15 protein-coding genes are annotated in these 16,329 nt (G+C 65.7%); 8 read left to right on the top strand and 7 right to left on the bottom strand.

Features of this window, described 5'->3' with window-relative positions:
• Positions 1 to 240: 240 nt before the first annotated feature.
• From tfpB to AC07PT_RS07255, 4 genes are all read right to left on the bottom strand, one after another.
• Entirely contained in the window at positions 241 to 2,073 is a 1,833-nt protein-coding gene (tfpB, locus tag AC07PT_RS07270) for a type IV pilus assembly ATPase TfpB (RefSeq protein ID WP_494656293.1), read from the bottom strand.
• 172 nt (positions 2,074 to 2,245) lie between these two features.
• Complete coding sequence (locus tag AC07PT_RS07265) at positions 2,246 to 3,028, bottom strand: class I SAM-dependent methyltransferase (protein WP_492346687.1); 783 nt, start codon at positions 3,026 to 3,028, stop codon at positions 2,246 to 2,248.
• A 72-nt stretch (positions 3,029 to 3,100) separates the two neighbouring features.
• Positions 3,101 to 3,598, bottom strand: a complete 498-nt coding sequence (locus tag AC07PT_RS07260; protein ID WP_494656292.1) for a DNA-deoxyinosine glycosylase — start codon at positions 3,596 to 3,598, stop codon at positions 3,101 to 3,103.
• Positions 3,595 to 4,446: a TatD family hydrolase gene (locus AC07PT_RS07255; RefSeq protein WP_494656291.1), complete on the bottom strand. Its 852-nt coding sequence runs from the start codon at positions 4,444 to 4,446 to the stop codon at positions 3,595 to 3,597. Before AC07PT_RS07255 ends, AC07PT_RS07260 begins: the two co-directional genes overlap by 4 nt.
• A gap of 127 nt (positions 4,447 to 4,573) precedes the next feature.
• Between AC07PT_RS07255 and AC07PT_RS07250 the strand changes: the two genes are divergently transcribed.
• From AC07PT_RS07250 to AC07PT_RS07225, 6 genes are all read left to right on the top strand, one after another.
• Positions 4,574 to 5,578 carry a S1C family serine protease gene (locus AC07PT_RS07250; RefSeq protein WP_494656519.1) on the top strand — a complete coding sequence of 335 codons (1,005 nt, stop codon included), beginning with the start codon at positions 4,574 to 4,576 and terminating at the stop codon, positions 5,576 to 5,578.
• A 29-nt stretch (positions 5,579 to 5,607) separates the two neighbouring features.
• Positions 5,608 to 6,636: an AAA family ATPase gene (locus tag AC07PT_RS07245; protein WP_492346683.1), complete on the top strand. Its 1,029-nt coding sequence runs from the start codon at positions 5,608 to 5,610 to the stop codon at positions 6,634 to 6,636.
• Complete coding sequence (locus tag AC07PT_RS07240) at positions 6,608 to 7,615, top strand: DUF58 domain-containing protein (protein WP_494656290.1); 1,008 nt, start codon at positions 6,608 to 6,610, stop codon at positions 7,613 to 7,615. The genes AC07PT_RS07245 and AC07PT_RS07240 overlap by 29 nt, the downstream gene beginning before the upstream one ends.
• A complete protein-coding gene (locus AC07PT_RS07235) occupies positions 7,612 to 8,646 on the top strand; it encodes a VWA domain-containing protein (protein ID WP_492346681.1) in 1,035 nt (344 codons plus the stop codon). Before AC07PT_RS07240 ends, AC07PT_RS07235 begins: the two co-directional genes overlap by 4 nt.
• A 127-nt stretch (positions 8,647 to 8,773) precedes the next feature.
• Positions 8,774 to 9,733, top strand: coding sequence for a chemotaxis protein (locus tag AC07PT_RS07230; protein ID WP_492346680.1), 960 nt, complete (start codon positions 8,774 to 8,776; stop codon positions 9,731 to 9,733).
• 239 nt (positions 9,734 to 9,972) lie between these two features.
• Positions 9,973 to 10,500, top strand: a complete 528-nt coding sequence (locus AC07PT_RS07225) for a hypothetical protein (RefSeq protein ID WP_494656289.1) — start codon at positions 9,973 to 9,975, stop codon at positions 10,498 to 10,500.
• Positions 10,501 to 11,014: 514 nt separating this feature from the next.
• Here AC07PT_RS07225 and AC07PT_RS07220 read toward each other — a convergent pair.
• The 3 genes from AC07PT_RS07220 to AC07PT_RS07210 are packed head-to-tail and all read right to left on the bottom strand — an operon-like array spanning position 11,015 to position 13,354.
• Positions 11,015 to 11,383: a hypothetical protein gene (locus AC07PT_RS07220; protein ID WP_494656288.1), complete on the bottom strand. Its 369-nt coding sequence runs from the start codon at positions 11,381 to 11,383 to the stop codon at positions 11,015 to 11,017.
• A complete protein-coding gene (gene lolD / locus AC07PT_RS07215) occupies positions 11,380 to 12,105 on the bottom strand; it encodes a lipoprotein-releasing ABC transporter ATP-binding protein LolD (protein ID WP_494656287.1) in 726 nt (241 codons plus the stop codon). Before lolD ends, AC07PT_RS07220 begins: the two co-directional genes overlap by 4 nt.
• Entirely contained in the window at positions 12,098 to 13,354 is a 1,257-nt protein-coding gene (locus tag AC07PT_RS07210) for a lipoprotein-releasing ABC transporter permease subunit (RefSeq protein ID WP_494656286.1), read from the bottom strand. Before AC07PT_RS07210 ends, lolD begins: the two co-directional genes overlap by 8 nt.
• A 36-nt stretch (positions 13,355 to 13,390) precedes the next feature.
• On the opposite strand from AC07PT_RS07210, the gene AC07PT_RS07205 reads away from it, so the two are divergent.
• Positions 13,391 to 14,377 carry a phosphoglycerate mutase gene (locus AC07PT_RS07205; protein ID WP_494656285.1) on the top strand — a complete coding sequence of 329 codons (987 nt, stop codon included), beginning with the start codon at positions 13,391 to 13,393 and terminating at the stop codon, positions 14,375 to 14,377.
• A complete protein-coding gene (recJ, locus tag AC07PT_RS07200) occupies positions 14,374 to 16,083 on the top strand; it encodes a single-stranded-DNA-specific exonuclease RecJ (protein WP_494656284.1) in 1,710 nt (569 codons plus the stop codon). Before AC07PT_RS07205 ends, recJ begins: the two co-directional genes overlap by 4 nt.
• Positions 16,084 to 16,329: the final 246 nt, after the last annotated feature.

Here is a 16,329-nt window from a genome sequence, read left to right as displayed (position 1 = left end):
GGGCGATTGTGGTGGCTTTCACGAAGCTGTCAGATGTGGATATCACCTACCAAGTCACTGACGCAGCGCAAATCTGGAGCAGCGGCAGCCCAGAAAAGCACAAATCCAAGGGAAAACCCAAATTGACTAAACAAGCGCCACCACAACGCCCCATCCAAACAAAGGAAAACCCTGCTACCAGGGAGTAGCAGAGCGCGATGCGCAGGCTTGTGGGGGGCGGTCATGGCCCCGACCGGCCCCTCAATCCAGAGGGGGGGTGGTGCTGAGCACTTCTTCGAGCGTGGTCAGGCCTTCGGCCACGCGCAGCGCTCCGGCCAGGCGCAGCGGCCGCATGCCATCGCTGACGCCCTGGCGGCGCAGCGCATCCAGGCTGGGCTCACGGTTGACGCGATCCTTGAAGGCTTCGCTGATGGAGAGCAGTTCGTACAGGCCCATGCGCCCCATGAATCCCGTCATGCGGCAGTCCACGCAGCCCACGGGCTTGTAGGGGCGGTAGCCACCGCTGGCATTGATCTTCCAGGGCTTGACGAAGTCGGCCAGGGTCTCGGCGCTGAAGGCCTCGTCGGGCACCTTGCACTGGCGGCACAAGGTGCGCACCAGGCGCTGGGCCAGCACCCCCAGCACCGTGGCGTTGAGCAGGTAGGGCGGCACGCCCAACTCCATGAGCCGGGTGATGGCCGAGGGCGCGTCATTGGTGTGCAGGGTGGAAAACACCAGGTGGCCGGTGAGGGCCGCCTGGACCGCCATGTCGGCGGTCTCCAGGTCACGGATTTCGCCCACCATGATGATGTCCGGGTCTTGCCGCATGAGCGAGCGCAGGCCCTCGGCAAAGCTGAAGTCGAGCTGGGGCTGCACCTGGGTCTGGTTGAAGGCAGGCTCGATCATTTCGATCGGGTCTTCAACGGTGCAGACGTTGACCTCGTCGGTGGCCATCCGCTTGAGCGTGGAATACAGCGTGGTGGTCTTGCCCGAACCCGTGGGCCCGGTCACCAAGATGATGCCGTAAGGCCGGCGCGTGAGCTGCTCCCAGCGTTGGGCGTCGTGGGCCGAAAAGCCCAGGGCGTCCAGGTCTTTGACCGCCGTGTCAGGGTCGAAGATGCGCATCACCATCTTCTCGCCGAAGGCGGTGGGCAGGGTGGACAGGCGCATTTCCACCTCATCACCCCGCGGGTTGCGGGTCTTGATGCGACCGTCCTGCGGGCGTCGGCGCTCGACCACGTCCATGCGACCCAGCAGCTTGACGCGAGCCACCATGGCGTTGAGAACGCCCATGGGCATCTGGTAGACGGAGTGCAGCACGCCATCGATGCGAAAGCGGATCACGCCCTGCTCGCGCCGGGGTTCCAGGTGGATGTCGCTGGCACGCTGGTCGAAGGCGTATTGCCACAGCCAGTCGACCACCCGCACCACGCCCTGATCGTTGGCATCAAGCTGCTTGTTGCTGCGGCCGAGTTCGACCAGTTGCTCGAAGCTCGCCGCGTTGTTGCTGGCCCCCGCCTTCTGCGCGGCACGCACCGATTTGGCCAAGGCGAAAAACTCGGCGGTGTAGCGGTGAATCTCCAGCGGGTTGGCCACCACACGCCGAACCCGGCGCCGGGACTGGCGTTCGACTTCGCTGATCCAATCGGTCACAAAGGGCTCGGCCGTGGCCACGACCACCTCGCTGGCAGTGATCTGCACCGGCAGCACGCGGTGGCGCTCGGCGTAGGCGGCGCTCATGGTCTCGGCCACCTTGCCCACATCGACGCGCAGGGGATCGATGCGAAGGTACTCAACCCCGGCGCGCCCGGCGATGTACTGGGTGAGCTCCTCCAGGTCCAACGGCCGGCCGTTGGAGGCCCTCAGCATGGCCACGCTGGCCAGACGCACCAGAGGATGCTGTGCGCTTTCAGCCTGCGAACAGCGTGCCACGGTGCGCTCGGCCTGCTCGGCCGAGATCACGCCGTCGGCCCGCAGCCAATCGACCACCCGCCGCCAGTCGAGCAGACCGATGTAGGGAATGGTGAGGCCGGCGGACGGGGGGGCGCTGGAAGGTGGGGTGGCGCTGGCGGAAGGGGGCGCGGTGGCACTCATGACGGCTGGGTTCCGGTGATTCCGCCAGGTTTGGCGGCGCAACCGCCAGCATAACGCGCCCGGCGGCCACGCGGGCCCTGGCACGGCACCGGTTCACCAAGCTGATTCGAAGCCTTTGCAAAGGCGTTGCCGCGGGCCTGCACCGGCAGGTGCCAGGCCCAGGCCAAGGCACTCAGGCAGAGCGGCGTGACACCAGCGGCTTGAACACGCGCAGCCACTTGGTGGCCGGCAGGCCCCAGCGGCTCTGGATCAGTTCGGCGCGCTCCAGCAAGACTTCGCGCTTGGGGCGCGACGGCGTGCGCTGGGCCAGCACCACGGTGTTGCCTTCGCGGGTGGGCTTGAAGGCCCAGATGGCGTCAGCCCCAAAGGCCTCGACCATTTTCTCGACGCTGCGCTCGTAGCTGGAGGAGCGACCGAACAGGTTCACGGTCATGCAGGCGTCTTCGCTGAGCAACTGACGGCAATCGGCATAGAACTCGGCGCTGTCAAGGACCGGAGCGGCCGCCTCATGGTCATACAGGTCGACCTGAAGGGCATCGACCACGCCGTGCCACATGGGGTTGCGGATTTCCTCGGCGGCGTCGGCGATCACCACGCGCAGCTTGCTGTCGTCGGGCGGCAGCTTGAACCAGCCGCGGCAGGCATGCAACACCTGAGGGTTGAGTTCGATGGCCGTGGTGGTGACCTTGAGCTTTTTGCGGCAGAACTTGGTCAGCGTGCCGGCGCCCAGGCCCAGTTGCATGGCATGGAAGCGCGTCAGGCGGGCTGGGTCGGTGAACAGCAGCCAGGCCATCATGCGTTGCACGTACTCCAGTTCGATGTCGTACGGGGCGTCCATGAGCATGGTGCCCTGGATCCATTCGGTGCCCAGGTGCAGACTGCGCACACCGTCCCAGTCCGAGAAATTGACTTCGGGCAGTTCGACGGGGGTGGGGGTGGATTTGCTGCGGGCCATGGCTGTGCGGGTGAAAAACGGTGCAGCACTGTAGCAGGCCCGCCCAGCACATGAAGCGCCGGCAGCCGGCACTCAGAGCAGACCGGCCGACTCGAAGGCCTCGCGCCAGGCGGCCAGCTTGTGCGCCAGGGTCTGGGACGCATTGGCCGGGCTGGTGGACGGCAGGCGCCACACCGGCAGCCCCAGCGCCAGGGTGTGCCGGGCATGGCGGTAGCTTTCGCCGCCGTTGTGGGCGATGGCGCACAGGCAGGGGCAACGCTGACGCAGGCTGGCCAGGTCATTGACCAAGGGCTTGCGGATGGCGCTGTCCAGGCTGCCTTCGCGTTCACACGAGGCATAAACATCCCACAGCCCCAGGCCGCGCCGCTGCAGTTGCTGCAGCCGATCGGGGTAATCCAGTGCGACCAGGTCGCATTGCCACAAAGTGGACAGGATCTTCCAGAACTGGTTTTGCGGGTGCCCGTAATACTGCTGCTGGGCCAGTGAGCGGGCACCCGGAAAACTTCCCAGCACCAGCAGGCGGGTTTCTGGCCCCAGCACCGGGGGCAGGCCTGTGAGGCGCTCGCTCATGGCGTGGCCCCGGCCAGCAGGGCTTCGAGTCGGGGCAAGGCCGAGCAGGCATTGCGCGTGGTGGCCGCGGCCAGTTCGGCCAGGGGCAGGCCCCGCAGGCCGGCCAGCACCTCCGCGATGCGGGGCAGTTCGGCCGGCGTATTGCGGCCCTGCGGCAGGCCTGCCGCACGCTCGGCCGCCGTGCGGTACAGCCAGTGCGGCGGAATGTCGGGCGCGTCAGTCTCCAGCACCAGCGAATCCAGCGGCAGTTCGGTGGCCAGGCGTCTCAGTTGCAACGCCCGGTCGTAGGTGAGCGCCCCGCCGAAGCCCAGCTTGAAGCCCAGGTGAACAAAGGCCTCGGCTTGCTGGAAGCTGCCATTGAAGGCATGGGCAATGCCCCGCCAGGCCCCCGCACCGGGGCCCCCGATCGAGCGCAGGGCGGCCAGCAGTGCGTCTGCCGACCGGCGCACGTGCAGGATCACCGGCAGATCGAACTGCCGCGCCAGGCGCAACTGAGCCCGGTAGAAATGCTGCTGGCGCGCCATGTCCAGGCCCGGCACAAAGCCGTCCAGGCCGATCTCGCCCACGGCCACCAGGCGCGGGTCGGCCTGCGCGACCTGCAGGGCCTGGACCAGGCGGGCCAGGTCAGAGTCGGCCGCCCGTGGGGTGTAAAGGGGGTGGATGCCCAGGGCATAGCTGTCGCCGTGCCGGTGGGCCAGGCAGCGCACCGCCTCGAAATGGGCCACCTCGACCGCCGGCAGCACACAGTGCCCGACCCCGGCGGCCCGGGCCCGCTGGCGCACCTGGTCGACATCGGCGGCCAGTTCGGGGGCGTCAAGGTGGCAATGGGTGTCTAGCCAGAACAACATGGGCCCGATGATGCCTGAAGCGCCAGGGCTGCACGGCCTCCCCGGGCCGTGCAGCCGACGGCAAACCATGCTAAGGTTTTGCCCAGGCGTCGGCACCGTGCCCATGCCCCAGGACACAGGTGACCCCATGCGCAGGCCCGCCTTGTACATCCCACCCCGCCCTCCCGCCGCCGCCACGGCCCGGGAGCCCGTGCCGGTCGACGCGCCCCCCTCTCCACAAGAGCCTTTGAGCCAGGCCCCCCAGGCCACCGATACGACCGCACGACACCCCGCCAACCCAGCCACCCCATCCGCCCCTGCGCGACAAGCCCATTGGCGCGCCCGGGCGCCGGCCTGGATCAGCGCCGCCGCCCTGCTGTTTGCCGGCCTGTTGCTGGGCTGGCAACTGGCACCCCGGCCTCGCCCATTGACGCAGCAGGACATCGATGCCGCGGTGCGGCACAGCCTCGAAACCCAGCCGCTGCGTTCAGCCGTGGCACTGGCCGCAGAGCGGGTGGCGCCCTCGGTGGTTCGGGTCGTGGGTTTTGGCCACGAGCGGACCGAACGCCCCGCCCACCAAGGCAATACGCGAGGCCGTGAAGAACGCGAAGGACATGAGACCAGCGTCGGCACCGGCGTGGTGCTGGTGGACAGCGGCCTGATCCTGACCAACCTGCATGTGGTCAAAGGGGCCAAACGCATCGGCCTGGTATTCAGCGATGGCTTGCGCGCCAGCGCCACCCTGGTGGCCACCCGACCCGCGCAGGATCTGGCGGTGCTGCAGGCCAGCCGCGTGCCCGATGACCTGGTGGCCGCCACCCTGGCCAGCAGCGGCAGCCTGCACCCGGGCGACACCGTGGGGGTGATCGGCTTTCCGTACGGCATCGGGCCATCGGTGTCCGCAGGCGTGGTGTCGGGGCTGGACCGCGAATTTGATTCGCCTCAGGGACGCCAGACACTGAACCACATGATTCAGTTCGATGCGGCAGCCAACCCGGGCAACTCAGGTGGGCCCCTGTTCACGGCCCAAGGTGAGGTGGTGGGCATCGTGACGGCCATCCTCAACCCCGGTGCGGCCAAAACCTTCATCGGCATCGGCTTTGCCGTACCGATCGAGAGCGCCGCCACGGCGGCCGGCATGCCCCCTTTCTGAAGCCCCCTGCCAGAACAAGGAACCCGCCCATGGATGCCCCGCCCCCAACGCAGACCGCGCCCGGCGCCGACACCGCCGCCCTGATGGAGCAGATCCTCTACGAGATCAAGCGCGTGGTGGTCGGGCAGGACCGGTTTCTGGAGCGCGTGATGGTGGCGCTGCTGGCGCAGGGGCACTTGCTGGTGGAGGGCGTGCCCGGGCTGGCCAAGACCCTCACGGTGAAGACACTGGCGCAGACACTGCATGGCCAGTTCAAGCGCATCCAGTTCACGCCTGACCTGATGCCAGCCGACCTGGTGGGCACACGTCTGTTCAACCCGCGCAACGGGGAATTCAGCACCGCCCTGGGCCCCGTGTTCACCCACCTGCTGCTGGCCGATGAGATCAACCGCGCGCCGGCCAAGGTGCAAAGTGCACTGCTGGAGGTGATGCAAGAGCGCCAGGTGACCCTGGCCGGCGAAACCCACCGGGTGCCCAGCCCCTTTCTGGTGATGGCCACCCAGAACCCGATCGAGACCGAGGGCACTTACCCCCTGCCCGAGGCCCAGTTGGACCGGTTCATGATGAAGGTGCACATCGGCTATCCGAGCGACGAGGAGGAGCTGGCGATCGTTCAGCGGGCGATCGCCCCGCCGGTGGCCGTGCGGCCAGTCGCCAGCATGGAGGCCCTGGTCGCGTTGCAAGCCTGCTGCCGGCAGGTGTACCTGGACCCAGCTTTGCTGCAGTACGCCGTGCGACTGGTGTCGGCCACACGGCAGCCGGCCCAACACGGTCTGCCCGAGCTGCAGGGGTGGCTGAACGCCGGGGCCAGCCCCCGGGCCACGATCGCGCTGGCCGAGGGCGCACGGGCACTGGCGCTGATGCGTGGCCGGCGCTACGCACTGCCTGAAGACCTGACGGACCTGGCACCCGAAGTGCTGCGCCACCGGCTGACCTTGTCCTATGAAGCCCTGGCCGAGGGGCACAGCCCCGACAGCCTGATCAACCGGCTGATGGGCCGCATCAGCCCGCCACCCCGAGCCCTGCAGCATGACGACCCACGCCCTGGATCGATCTGACACGGCTGCGCCCTTCGGGCCCCGGCCAGCCCAGATGAAGCTGGACTGGCCTGCGCTCAAGCGGCTGCAGGGCTGGCGGCCCGGGCCGTATCTCAGCCTGCTGCGCGGCAGCGGCCTGGATCTGGCGGACCTGCGCGAATACCAGCCGCACGACGAGGTACGGCACATCGACTGGAACGCCACGGCCCGCCTGCACACCCCCCACGTGCGCCTGTTCCACGAAGAGCGCGACATGAGCGCGTGGTTTGTGCTGGACCAGAGCCGCTCCATGCATTTCGGCTCGGGCCGCCACAGCAAAGCCCGCCTGGCGCAAGAGCTGATCTGGGGTTTGGCCCTGACCTGGCTGGAGCACGGCCACCGGGTGGGCACACTGACTTTCAATGAGTTCGGCCCTCAGGGCCTGCGACAAAGCCCTCGCGCTCTGGGCGGACGCCAGGGGGCCGCGCAGTTGCGCCATGCCTTGGACCAGGGGCCAGACAGCCGCCGCCCTGCAGGCCCACCCGCCAGCGCTGCAACGCGCCCCCAGGCCCTGGCCCGAGCGCTGCACCGGGCCGGCGCCACGCTGCACCGGCGGAGCACGGTGCTGGTGCTGAGCGATTTCCAGGAGCAGATCGACTGGGAGCGCCCTCTGGGACGCCTGGCCCAAAAGCACGATGTGGTGGCCCTGCAGCTGCTGGACCCACTGGAGCAAGCGCTGCCGGATCTGGGCCTGCTGCACCTGCGGGATCCTGAAAGCGGCATGGCCTTGTGGGTGGACAGCCACGACCGTGCCCTGCGCGAGCGCTTTGCCCAGGCCGCGGCAGAACGCGGTGTGCGCCTGCGCGAGGCTTTTGGCCGCGCCGGGGTCGACGCCCTGGCGTTGAGCACGGCCGCTGATTGGGCGGCCGAGTTGCGGCGCTTTGTGCGCTTGCGCAGAGGCCTGCCTGCCGAGGCCCCCAGACCTCAGAACCGATGGCCTCAGGCGGAGGCCCCCACATGAGCTTTCTGTGGCCCCAGATGCTGTGGCTGCTGGCCTTGTGCCCGGTGGCCGTGGCGGCTTACGTGTTGCTGCTGCGCCGCCGGCGTGCAGCCACCCTCTACCCGGGGCTGGGCCTGCTGCAACAGGCCATGGGGCCGGGCCGGCGCTGGCGGCGGCACTTGCCACCCGCCCTGCTCTTGCTGGCCTGGGGTTTGTTGCTGCTGGCCGCCGCCCGTCCGGTGGCGCGGATCAGCCTGCCCAGCGAACAACAGACCCTGTTGCTGGTGATGGATGTGTCGGGCAGCATGCGCGCCACCGACGTCAAACCCAACCGGCTGGTGGCGGCCCAGGAGGCGGCCAAGGCCTTCATCCGCAGCCTGCCAAGGCCCGTGCGCGTGGGCATCGTGGCCTTTGCCGGCAGCGCCCAGCTGGCCCAGGCCCCGACCCGCAACCACGAGGACTTGTTTCAGGCGATCGATGGCTTTCAACTGCAACGGGGCACGGCCACCGGCAATGGCTTGGTGGTGGCGCTGGCCACTTTGTTTCCCCAGGCCGGCATCGATTTGGCCCATTGGGGGGCCGGCACCATCACCGCAGCCCCACTGGGCAGCCCGGAGGCCACCAGACCACAGCCCTGGCAGCCTGTACCCGCAGGCTCTTACACCACGGCGGCAATCATCATGTTGACGGACGGCCAGAGGACCACGGGGGTCGATCCCCTGGAGGCCGCCCGCCTGGCCGCAGAGCGCGGGGTGCGCGTATACACCGTGGGGGTGGGGACGGTGGATGGCGATACCGTGGGATTTGAAGGCTGGTCAATGCGGGTGCGACTGGACGAGGAGACGCTGAAGGCGGTGGCAGCGCGCACCCAGGGCGAGTACTTTCATGCGGCTTCGGCCGAGGCCCTGCATCAGGTCTACGAAACCCTGGGCTCACGGCTGGCCCTGGAAACCCACGAGACCGAGATCAGTGCCTTGCTGGCCCTGGCAGCGGCGGCACTGGTCTTGCTGGCCTCGGGTTTGTCCTTAAGCTGGTTCGGCCGCGTGGCTTGAAACCCACTGTTCCTGACTGAGGCAACGCAAGCCGCACTGCGAAACCGGTGCCAGGCCCCACTCTGACGCCCCATAGCGCGAAGTTGGGGCTAGACTGTGTTTTTCTTTGTCACAAGTGGAATCCGCCATGACCTCAGAAGCCCAACGAGAGATCGACGAGCGCACCAACCTGACCAGCACCAACAAATTTGAACTGCTGTTGTTCCGCCTGGGCAAGGATGCTCATGGGGACAGGTCTGAGCTGTTTGGCATCAACGTGTTCAAGGTCAGAGAGATCGTGGAGATGCCCAAGATCACCGCCATCATCGGGGCCGCCAAGGGTGTGCTCGGGGTGGTGAACCTGCGCGGCCAGGTGATCCAGGTGATCGACCTTCCGTTCATCGTGGGATGCCAGCCGGTGACCGGTTTGAACATCATGCTGGTGGCCGAGTTTGCACGCCACACCATCGCGTTTGCGGTGGAAGCGGTGGAAGAGATCGTGCGCCTGGACTGGACGCAGGTGCTGGCGGCCGAGGGCAACGCGGCCTCAGGCATGGTGACCAGCATTGCCCGCCTGGACGGCGATGTGGACAACACCCGCCTGGTGCAGGTGCTGGATGTGGAAGCCATCCAGCGTCGCGTCAGCCCCACCCCCGATCAGGAAGTGAACCCGGGCACCATTGGCCCCTCGCTCAACCTGCGCCCTGGCAGCGTGGTGCTGGCAGCCGACGACTCGCCCATGGCCCGCACGCTGATGGAAAAGAGCCTCGAAGCCATGGGAGCCCCCTTTGTGATGACCCGCAGCGGCAAAGAGGCCTGGGAGACGCTGCAACGCATCGAGGCCGATGCGCGCAAGGAAGGCCTGACGATCCGCGACAAGGTGGCCCTGGTGCTGACTGACCTGGAGATGCCCGAGATGGACGGCTTCACCCTGACGCGAAACATCAAGCAAGACGTGCGTTTCAGCGGGCTGCCGGTGGTGATCCACTCCTCGCTGTCAGGCACGACCAACGAGGATCACGTGAAGAGCGTGGGCGCCGATGCCTATGTGGCCAAGTTTGCCCCGGCCGAACTGGCCCAGGTGTTGCGCTCCGTGATGAGCCGCTGACCCTCACGAAAGGGCCAACGGTCGCACCCTTGCATCAGACTGTTTGAATCTTGCCGATCTGACCCAGGTTACCGGGGGTTGGTATCTACCTTGTCGCGGCTGCCACAACAGCCGCCCCACGCCCATCCTGGCGCGGGCTCTCACCGACACTGAGGACTTGGCCCATGCCCCCCGCAAAAAAAGCTGCAAAAAAACATGTCTGGCCCTTGTGGAGCCTTTGCCTTTTGAGCAGCGCTCTCTTGAGCGCCTGCAATGACCAGGGCTCCGACGCCCCGATTGGTGGCACGCTGAGCGGGCTGCCCAGTGGCCAGCAACTTGTGCTGCAAAACAATGCCGACGACGATCTGACGCTGACGCGCAACGGTGAATTCCGCTTTGACACGCGACTGAAGGCTGACGAACGCTACAACGTCAGCGTTCTCACCCAGCCTGCCGGCGTGAACTGCAGTGTGAGCAGTGGCAGTGGCAAGGTGAACAGCCGAGGCGATGGGGTATTTGCCGTGAAAGTGGCCTGCGATACCGGCCTTTCGCTGGGCGGCACCCTGGCCGGGCTGCAAGCGGGCACCAGCGTGACGCTGAGCACCAACGGTCTGTCGCTGTTGCTGGCGCAGAACGGCTTCTTCCAATTCAAGAACTCACTGCCCGCGGGGACACCTTATCAGGTGGTGGTGGCTCAGCAACCGCTGCAAGGCAAGTGCAGCGTGAGCAATGGCAGCGGCAACATTGTCGCGGGCAAGCTGTCGCTGGTGAATGTGGATTGCCAGTGACGGTCTGAGAAAAAGAGGTCAAGCCCCACGTTCAACGGTCGATAACCGTGACAGGCGCCAAGCCGGTCGGCAGCTTTGATGCCCCGAAATGCGGGGTGATTGCCCCTCTTTTCAGAAGATCCCGCGGAGGCGAAGAGCAGACCATGGAGGCACGTGTTTCTGCGTCATGACCGCGCTCACCCGGGGGTGACGGGTGAAGCAGACCCCACGGTCAATGCCATGAATATTCTGAGACTTCGTATCCGGCCTGATGCTCCTATCAACCTACATGCCCCACTGATCCGACAGGCACCCTCCGTGGTCACGGTCAGCCACCGCGTTCAAGCCTCAGCCAACCAGGTTCAAGGCCAAGAGGTGAGCGAACCGTCGCCAGCAGCGCCGTCTGTGAGCGCCCATGGCGGGCCCGACGCCCTGTCCGCAGCCGCCTGAGGCCCCGTACCGGACCGGGTCAAACTCACCCTGGCCCACGGCGCTCGCACCCATGACCCGTGACCAGCGGCAGTTGCGATGCGACTTAAAGTGCGAATCGCTCGCGCATGGCCTCAGCGAAGGTGACGCTGCCACAGAGTGAAAGGGTGACGGTGCGACGCACCCGCTCTTCGCCGGGGGCCTCTTCTGAAACCACCAGTCCTGGGGTGTGAAGGTTCACGGTCAGGCTGTGCACGGGCTGGGTCTCGCACCAGGCCTGCAGATCCACGTCCCAGTCACCGCCATGGTCCAGAGGCCTTTCAGGGCCAAAGTGGTCTCGCGCCCATTTCAGCACCGCGGCGATCTCGGCCAGTACCAGGGGCAGTTGCTCGGGCCAGACCGATGCCATGGCGTCGAAGGTGCCCCCTTCATCGGTGTCTTCGCTGCAATCGAAATCCAACCAGTCCAGCGTCATGCGGGCACCTTGGTGGCCTGGTCCGTGCGCTCCTCGGCCAGGCAACCCCGAACCAGGCGCATTTGGCGGGCACAGCGTGCCGCCAGGGTTTCGTCGTGGGTGACCATGACAAAGGCGGTGCCCTGATCGCGGGCCAATTGCAGCATCAGCTGGAACACCTGCTCGGCCGTACCCCGGTCAAGGTTGCCTGTAGGTTCGTCCGCCAGCACGCAGGCGGGTTGGGCTACGAGGGCGCGGGCGATGGCCACGCGCTGTCTCTCGCCGCCAGAAAGCTCCGCCGGTCGGTGGTGCAAGCGATCGGCCAACCCCACCGCCTCAAGCATGCGGCGCGCCGCCTCGGAGGAGACGGCTGCGGCTTCACGGCGGATGCGCAGAGGCATGGCCACGTTGTCCAGCGCGCTGAACTCGGGCAGCAAGTGGTGGAACTGGTAAACAAAGCCCAGGTGCCGGTTACGCAATCGCCCCTGGGTGGCAGGGTCGAGTTGCGACAGGGGTTGGCCCATGAGGCTGACCTCACCGGCGCTGGGCGCATCGAGCCCGCCCAGCAAGTGCAACAGCGTGCTTTTGCCCGAACCGGACGCGCCGACGATGGCCACGGTGTCGCCAGCGCGGATGCTGAGGTCCACGCCCTGCAGCACCGACACATCCAGCCGGCCTTCGGTGAAACGCTTGCTCAGGCCCCGGGCTTGCAGCACGGTGTTGGAGAGGGTTGGATCACTCATATCGCAGGGCCTCGGCAGGGTTGACCCGGCTGGCACGCCAACTGGGATAGAGAGTGGCCACAAATGCCAGCAGCAGTGAGATCAGGGTAATGGGCAGGATGTCGCCCTGCTGCGGGTCACTGGGCATGCGGCTGATGAGATAGATGTCCTTGGGCAAAAAGCTGGCGTGGAAGGCTTGCTCGATGGCCGGTACGATCACATCGATGTTGCAGGCAATGGCCAGGCCCAGCACCAGCCCCGCCAAGGTGCCGATCACACCCACCATCGCGCCCTGCACGACAAAGATGCCCATGATGCTGGCCGGACTGGCGCCCAGCGTGCGCAAGATGGCGATGTCGGCGCGCTTGTCGGTGACGGTCATGACCAGGGTGCTGACCAGGTTGAAGGCGGCCACGGCCACGATCAGGGTCAGGATGATGAACATCATGCGTTTTTCAAGCTGAACGGCCGCGAACCAGCTCTTGTTCTGGCGCGTCCAATCGCTGATCAGCAGATCCCCACTCAGGCTGCCGGCCAGTTGCTGGGCCACCTCGCGGGCCTGGTGAAGATCGCGAATGCGAAGGCGAATGCCGGTGGGCCCCTCCAGGCGAAAGATGCGCTGGGCATCTTCCATGTGCAACATGGCCAGGGTGGAGTCGTACTCATAGTGACCGGAGTCGAAGGTGCCGACCACGGTCATCTGTTTGAGGCGGGGCACCACCCCCGCGGGCGTGACCTGGCCTGAGGGGGCGATCAAGGTCACCGGATCGCCTGTGCGCACGCCCAGGCTGCGGGCCAGGTCGGCGCCAAGCACGATGCCGAATTGCCCAGGCACCAGGCGTTGCAGCACGTCTTGCTTGAGGGCGGAGTCCATGTCCGCGACTTCCGGTTCACGCGCGGGGTCGATGCCGCGCACGATGGCCCCTTTCATGGTGTCGCCCCGGGCGAGCAAGGCCTGCACAGCGATGAAGGGTGCTGCGCCCAGCACCTCAGATTGGCGTCTCGCCTCCTGGAGCGTCAGCGACGGATCGGGCAACGCGTCACCCTGGGGGGTGAAGATCTCGATGTGTGCCACCACGCTGAGCATGCGGTCACGGACTTCCTTCTGGAAACCGTTCATGACCGACAGGACAATGATCAGGGCCGCCACGCCCAGCGCAATGCCCAGCATGGAGACCCCGGAGATGAATGAGATGAAGCCGTTGCGCCGTGTGGCACGGCCGGCGCGGGTGTATCGCCAGCCCAAGGCCAATTCGTAAGGGATTTGCATGGAGCCGAGATTGTGGCATCCCGGACAATACACCCCATGTCAGAACAGAATATCGCTAGCCGTATGGTGCGGCTCATCGTGCCCTATGCGCATTGCTCCGCCGAAGGCGCCCAACAGGCGCTTGGCCCCAGGGAGTTACCCAACCTCTATCAGTTGAGCCGACTGCTGAGCCCAGGCACCCGCCACGCTCCAAGTGAAGACAGCCCCACACTGCCTCATGAATGGGCCTTGGCCCAGGCGATGGGCTTGCCCGAAGGCTCCTCGCTGGATGCAGCGCCCACACCGTGGGCCGCCTGGGACGCCCTGCAGTGGCTGGGGCCAGCCACCATGGAACATGCCTGGAGCTGGATCACCCCTTGTCATTGGCAGGTTGGGAGCAGCCACATCGCCATGAGCGACCCGCAGGCCTTGGGGCTGGGCGAGGCCGAGTCGCGTGCCCTGCTTGACATCTTGGCACCGTTTTTCAAAGACGACGGCATCGAACTGCACTACCAGAGCCCAGAGCGGTGGTTGGCCTGTGGTGAAGTTTTTCGAAAGTTGCATGCGCCCAGCCTGGATCGGGTGATCGGACGCTCGATTGACGCATGGATGCCTCAGGGCCCCTCTGCAAACCTGCTGAGGCGCTTGCAAACAGAAACCCAGATGCTGCTGTACACGCACGCGTTCAGCGAGGCACGCCAGGCGCAAGGTGCGCCAAGCATCAACTCCTTCTGGATCAGTGGCTGTGGCGCCCTGCCCCAGGGATGGCAGGCGCCGCAGGCTGCGCCACAGGTATTGGATGACTTGCGCAGGCCCGCGCTGGCAGGGGACTGGAACGCCTGGACAGACGCCTGGAGGCAATTGGACGCCGGACCGATGGCCCAATGCCTCCGCATCGCAAGCCAGGGTATACCGATAGAACTGACGCTGTGCGGCGAGCTGGCTCTGCAAAGCTGGCATGGCCCGCGCAATGGTCTGCTGTCCAGGTTGGCAGCTCGCTGGCAAGGCACAACTGCATTCAGGCAGGCGCTGGAGTCACTATGAAAATACTCGAACGAGATATCCCTCCTCGCGCCTGCTGGGCCCTGGAGCAAGCCGGCATCCACCCACTTTTGGCACGCCTTTATGCGGCCCGGGGTGTGCAGAACAAGGAAGAACTGGACGATGGGCTGGCCCATCTGCTGCCGCCGCATACCCTCAAAGGGGCTCAAAAGGCCGCACAACTTCTGGCTGACGCCTTCGCAGCGAACATGAGCCTGTGCATCGTGGCCGATTACGACTGTGACGGCGCCACGGCTTGTGCGGTAGCCCTGCGTGGCTTGCGTGCTTTGGGGGCGCAACGCGTGGATTACCTGGTGCCCGACCGGGTCATTGATGGTTATGGCCTGACCGCGCCGATTGCGGAGCGGGTGAAGGCCATGGGCGCCGATGTGCTGATCACGGTCGACAACGGGATTGCCAGCATGGAAGGGGTCGCCCGCGCCCGAGAACTAGGGCTTCAGGTCTTGATCACCGACCATCACCTGCCGGCCGCCGAAACGCCGGATGCCCATGTCATCGTCAATCCAAACCAGCCCGGATGCGACTTCGGCAGCAAATCCATGGCGGGTGTTGGCGTCATGCTTTATGTGCTATTGGCCTTGCGAGCTGAACTCCGCCGCCGTGGCGCGTATGTGGAGCATCCTCAACCCAAACTGGATGACCTGCTCCCCCTTGTGGCGCTCGGCACCGTGGCCGATGTGGTCAAGTTGGACGAAAACAACCGGCGATTGGTCGCCCAAGGTCTCAAGCGGATTCGTGCAGGGGTCATGCCAGCGGGCATCGAGGCCTTGTTTCGCGCCGCAGTGCGTGATGCGCGCAAAGCAACAACCTTTGATTTCGGATTTGCACTGGGCCCCCGCATCAATGCGGCGGGCAGGCTGTCCGACATGACGGTTGGCATCGAATGCCTGGTGACAGACAACGCCGGTCGAGCCGACGAACTGGCAAAATTGCTCGATAGCATCAACCGCGAGAGGCGTGACATCGAGGGCGGCATGCGTGAACAGGCCTTCGCAATCGCTGAAACTCTTTTTGAAGAAGGCCAGGCCGCCCCTTCAGCCATCAGCGTGTTCGACCCCGACTTCCACGAAGGCGTGGTGGGCATCGTGGCCTCTCGCATCAAAGACAAACTGCATCGCCCAACGTTCGTGTTTGCGGCGAGCGCGGCGCCAGGCCGGGAGCACGAACTCAAGGGATCAGGGCGGTCGATCCCCGGCTTTCACTTGCGCGATGCACTGGATTTGGTGGCCAAACGTCACCCTGGTGTCTTGTTGAAATTTGGCGGTCATGCAATGGCGGCCGGGTGCTCAATCCCCCGATCCCACTTCGACACCTTTTCACAGGCGCTGGCCCAAGTGGCAGATGAGTGGCTTGACGCAGCCACCTTGACCCGCCGTCTGGATACCGATGGCCCGTTGGCGCCGGAATACCGACGCACCGATGTCGTCGACACCTTGCACCGTGAAGTATGGGGTCAAGGATTTGCACCCCCTACTTTCAGCGAAGAACTGGAGGTGGTGTCACAAAGGCTGGTGGGGGAGAAGCACCTGGCCCTGAAATTGAAGCACCAGGGTGATGCCGTGGATGGCATTTGGTTTGGGCATACCGAGCCATTGCCCAAACGAGTCAAGCTCGCGTTTCGGCTGGACGCCGATGAATGGCAAGGCGTTCGCAGGGTTCGCTTTCTGGTCGAAGGCGCGGAGTTCTGACTGCGCCGCGTCTCGGGCTCATTCAGCCTCAACAGGCCTGCGCCATAGCTGGGTGGCCTGCATGGAGCGAGATCAGCGCTCCACATCACAGGCAGGATAAAGAGGCCACACCAGTTGCATTGGCCATGAATACCTAATGGCACCAGGATCGGCTGCGGGGCGAGCCAATGTAAGCGTCCTGGCAAGTCATCTACCCAACCCTGCGCCGCCGCCTGAGGATCCAACCCACCAATCACTCCCCTTGGT

This window comes from Curvibacter sp. GW821-FHT09D12 (genome assembly GCF_059416245.1).
This window is presented reverse-complemented; position numbering and strand designations above follow the sequence as displayed.

Excerpts from the sequence above, each read along its gene's own strand:
- AC07PT_RS07220 (WP_494656288.1), bottom strand. The coding sequence starts at position 11,383 with ATGACGCTGGACTGGTTGGATTTCGATTGCAGCGAAGACACCGATGAA.
- AC07PT_RS07230 (WP_492346680.1), top strand. The coding sequence starts at position 8,774 with ATGACCTCAGAAGCCCAACGAGAGATCGACGAGCGCACCAACCTGACC.
- AC07PT_RS07250 (WP_494656519.1), top strand. The coding sequence starts at position 4,574 with ATGCGCAGGCCCGCCTTGTACATCCCACCCCGCCCTCCCGCCGCCGCC.
- AC07PT_RS07210 (WP_494656286.1), bottom strand. The coding sequence starts at position 13,354 with ATGCAAATCCCTTACGAATTGGCCTTGGGCTGGCGATACACCCGCGCC.
- AC07PT_RS07265 (WP_492346687.1), bottom strand. The coding sequence starts at position 3,028 with ATGGCCCGCAGCAAATCCACCCCCACCCCCGTCGAACTGCCCGAAGTC.
- AC07PT_RS07235 (WP_492346681.1), top strand. The coding sequence starts at position 7,612 with ATGAGCTTTCTGTGGCCCCAGATGCTGTGGCTGCTGGCCTTGTGCCCG.
- AC07PT_RS07260 (WP_494656292.1), bottom strand. The coding sequence starts at position 3,598 with ATGAGCGAGCGCCTCACAGGCCTGCCCCCGGTGCTGGGGCCAGAAACC.
- AC07PT_RS07240 (WP_494656290.1), top strand. The coding sequence starts at position 6,608 with ATGACGACCCACGCCCTGGATCGATCTGACACGGCTGCGCCCTTCGGG.
- tfpB (WP_494656293.1), bottom strand. The coding sequence starts at position 2,073 with ATGAGTGCCACCGCGCCCCCTTCCGCCAGCGCCACCCCACCTTCCAGC.
- lolD (WP_494656287.1), bottom strand. The coding sequence starts at position 12,105 with ATGAGTGATCCAACCCTCTCCAACACCGTGCTGCAAGCCCGGGGCCTG.
- AC07PT_RS07255 (WP_494656291.1), bottom strand. The coding sequence starts at position 4,446 with ATGTTGTTCTGGCTAGACACCCATTGCCACCTTGACGCCCCCGAACTG.
- recJ (WP_494656284.1), top strand. The coding sequence starts at position 14,374 with ATGAAAATACTCGAACGAGATATCCCTCCTCGCGCCTGCTGGGCCCTG.
- AC07PT_RS07205 (WP_494656285.1), top strand. The coding sequence starts at position 13,391 with ATGTCAGAACAGAATATCGCTAGCCGTATGGTGCGGCTCATCGTGCCC.
- AC07PT_RS07245 (WP_492346683.1), top strand. The coding sequence starts at position 5,608 with ATGGATGCCCCGCCCCCAACGCAGACCGCGCCCGGCGCCGACACCGCC.